Source organism: Lentilactobacillus sp. (assembly GCF_040773105.1).
In the GTDB taxonomy this organism is placed as follows: domain Bacteria; phylum Bacillota; class Bacilli; order Lactobacillales; family Lactobacillaceae; genus Lentilactobacillus; species Lentilactobacillus parabuchneri.
Genome location: NZ_JAXGWW010000284.1, coordinates 1 through 2360, shown reverse-complemented (window position 1 = coordinate 2360; position 2360 = coordinate 1). Strand labels below are relative to the sequence as shown.

Sequence of the window (2360 nt, the reverse complement as noted above, 5' to 3'; positions counted from 1 at the left end):
CGGAGGACCTCTAAACCATCCAATTTTGGCAACATCCAGTCCAAAATGATTAGATCCAGGTTGCCGCGATTATTATCGTAAAGCTGCAATGCTTCTAATCCGTCTTGAGCCAAGAGGACTTGGTAATCTTCAAACTTCAGTTCTGGAATCAAGTACGAGCTGAGTGCATCTTCATCTTCAACTAATAAAATTTTGTTTGTCAAAATGTTCGCCTCGTATTTTTTGAATATATTTCGCAGCAGACCGTCTCATTTATCCTAACCAAGAAGAAGGTTAACGGCTACTAGGGTCAGCTGATAGATTTCTGAGAATTTGTCAGAATGTCATTCTTGGTGGCCGATTCGTTTCAAGTAGTCGGCAAATGGTTCCTGGTTAGTGTCCTCGCCGTTTTCTTTAGCCTCATACCAGTCAATCTTATCGTTTAAAATCTGCAGGTGATGTTGAACTCGCCGGTACTCGTCCATGAAGTCTTCTTTGGTTCTCTTAAGTAGGCCTAAGCGGTCTGGAATGGTTGAATCACCCTCGGATCGCCAAGCAACGTACTTCTTGAGATCGTTGATACTCATGCCGGTGCCTTTAAGGTGCAGTAAAAATTGGACCCATTGAATGTCTGTGTGGGTAAAATAGCGCCGGCCGTTTTCACTGCGTCGGGCTTTTAACAGCCCCTGATTTTCATAGTAACGAATCGTTGGTGCGGATAGACCGACGATTTTGGCGAACTCACCAATTTCATATGTCGGTTCAGTTTGAATTGTGGCCATCAGATTGCCTCCTTAAAAAAGTGTTTGACTTAAAGTTAACTTTAAGTTGTATGCTCATGTTTGTAAAGGATTGATTTGAATTAAGGAGGATATGATGATAAAAAACGAAAACGTCAAAAATGGGATTGTGTTCCCGCTGGGCGACAAGAATGACGCATACGCCCAATACTTTGTTGGCCAAAGCTATCTTAAAGGGTTGGTGAATGATCCGGCCGTCAACGTCGGTGTCAGCAACGTTACTTTTGAACCAGGATGCCGCAACAACTGGCACATTCACCACGATGGCTATCAGATTCTGCTGGTAACCGGTGGGGAAGGCTGGTACCAAGAAGCGGGGCAGCCAGCCCAGCACCTCGTAGCTGGAGACGTTGTGGTGACGCATGACGGGATTAAACACTGGCATGGCGCCACTAAGGACAGCTGGTTCTCACATATTGCGATTACCGCAGGGACACCAGAATGGCTGGAACCTGTATCGGACGACGATTATGATCGATTGGAGGTTCAATCACATGACTAAAAAACAAACTGCAGGTCGGGATGCTTTGGGAGACTTTGCACCAAAGTTTGCCGAATTAAATGACGATGTGTTATTTGGAGAGGTATGGTCACGGGAATCCAAATTATCAGCCCATGACCGCAGCATGATCACTTGTGCCAGCTTGATGTCTCAGGGATTATTCCCACAACTGGAAGCCCACATGAAGATTGCCAAGCAAAACGGGGTTACCAAGGATGAAATGGTTGAAATCATCACTCAGCTGGCATTTTATGCCGGTTGGCCGAAAGCTTGGTCGGCATTTGGAATTGCAAAGAAAATTTTTACCGAATGATTCGGCTGGAAAACAGTCGTGTGGAAAAGGGGACGAGCGGAGTGCACTCGTTCCCTTTATTTATAACAGTCCTAAATAAAATTAAATCAACTTAATGAATATAACGCCTAAAACAAGGTGAATTGGCAATCCAGTTTAGAATCATTATTGAAAACTGATTGAATTTGTCGTACACTTAACTTGAGTATTAAATTAAAGTGATTGGGAGGACTTAGAATATGAATTTCATTGGTAAAGAAATTGATGATTTCAAGGTCAATGCGTTTCAGGACGGGGATGTAAAACAGGTAACCAAGAAGGATTTGCTCGGCCACTGGTCGATTGTCTTCTTTTATCCGGCAGATTTTTCGTTTGTATGTCCAACCGAGCTTGGGGATTTAGCCGATAATTATGAGGATTTCAAAAAAGCGGGTGCCGAAATTTATTCAGTATCCGAAGACACCGAATTTGTTCACCAAGCTTGGCATGAGCAAAGCGACGAAGTTGGTAAAGTTCAGTATCCAATGATTGCCGACCCTGCAGGAAAGTTGGCACGTTTCTTTGAGGTTCTTGATGAAGATGCCGGCCAAGCTTACCGTGGCGTGTTCATTATTGATCCAGAAGGTAAAGTTCGTTCATACACCATTAATGATATGGGAATTGGCCGTAATGCCAAAGAAGTCTTGCGAACCTTGCAAGCCGCTCAATTTGTCGCCGAACATGGTGATCGGGTATGCCCAGCCAATTGGCAGCCAGGTGAAAAGACGTTACAGCCTGGTACCAAGTT

5 protein-coding genes are annotated in these 2360 nt (G+C 44.2%); 3 read left to right on the top strand and 2 right to left on the bottom strand.

Going from position 1 to position 2360, the window contains the following annotated elements; genetic code table 11:
* On the bottom strand, positions 1-203 hold a 203-nt coding region (locus tag AB3112_RS10765; RefSeq protein ID WP_367334484.1), incomplete at its 3' end, for a response regulator.
* Between the two features lie 120 nt (positions 204-323).
* Positions 324-761, bottom strand: coding sequence for a MerR family transcriptional regulator (locus tag AB3112_RS10760; protein ID WP_084974659.1), 438 nt, complete (start codon positions 759-761; stop codon positions 324-326).
* Between the two features lie 94 nt (positions 762-855).
* Here AB3112_RS10760 and AB3112_RS10755 point away from each other — a divergent pair, with 94 nt between their 5' ends.
* The 3 genes from AB3112_RS10755 to AB3112_RS10745 all read left to right on the top strand — a co-directional run.
* The gene (locus tag AB3112_RS10755) at positions 856-1281 is read left to right on the top strand and encodes a cupin domain-containing protein (RefSeq protein ID WP_143441819.1); all 426 of its coding nucleotides are present in this window, start codon (positions 856-858) and stop codon (positions 1279-1281) included.
* On the top strand, positions 1274-1594 hold the full coding sequence (locus AB3112_RS10750; RefSeq protein WP_367334483.1) for a carboxymuconolactone decarboxylase family protein: 321 nt from the start codon (positions 1274-1276) through the stop codon (positions 1592-1594). Before AB3112_RS10755 ends, AB3112_RS10750 begins: the two co-directional genes overlap by 8 nt.
* Positions 1595-1812: 218 nt before the next feature.
* A partial coding sequence (locus AB3112_RS10745; protein ID WP_367334482.1) for a peroxiredoxin occupies positions 1813-2360 on the top strand: 548 nt, incomplete at its 3' end.

Bases quoted from the DNA above. Each gene is read 5' to 3' on its own strand.
- AB3112_RS10755 (WP_143441819.1), top strand. From the start codon at position 856: ATGATAAAAAACGAAAACGTCAAAAATGGGATTGTGTTCCCGCTGGGC.
- AB3112_RS10750 (WP_367334483.1), top strand. From the start codon at position 1,274: ATGACTAAAAAACAAACTGCAGGTCGGGATGCTTTGGGAGACTTTGCA.
- AB3112_RS10760 (WP_084974659.1), bottom strand. From the start codon at position 761: ATGGCCACAATTCAAACTGAACCGACATATGAAATTGGTGAGTTCGCC.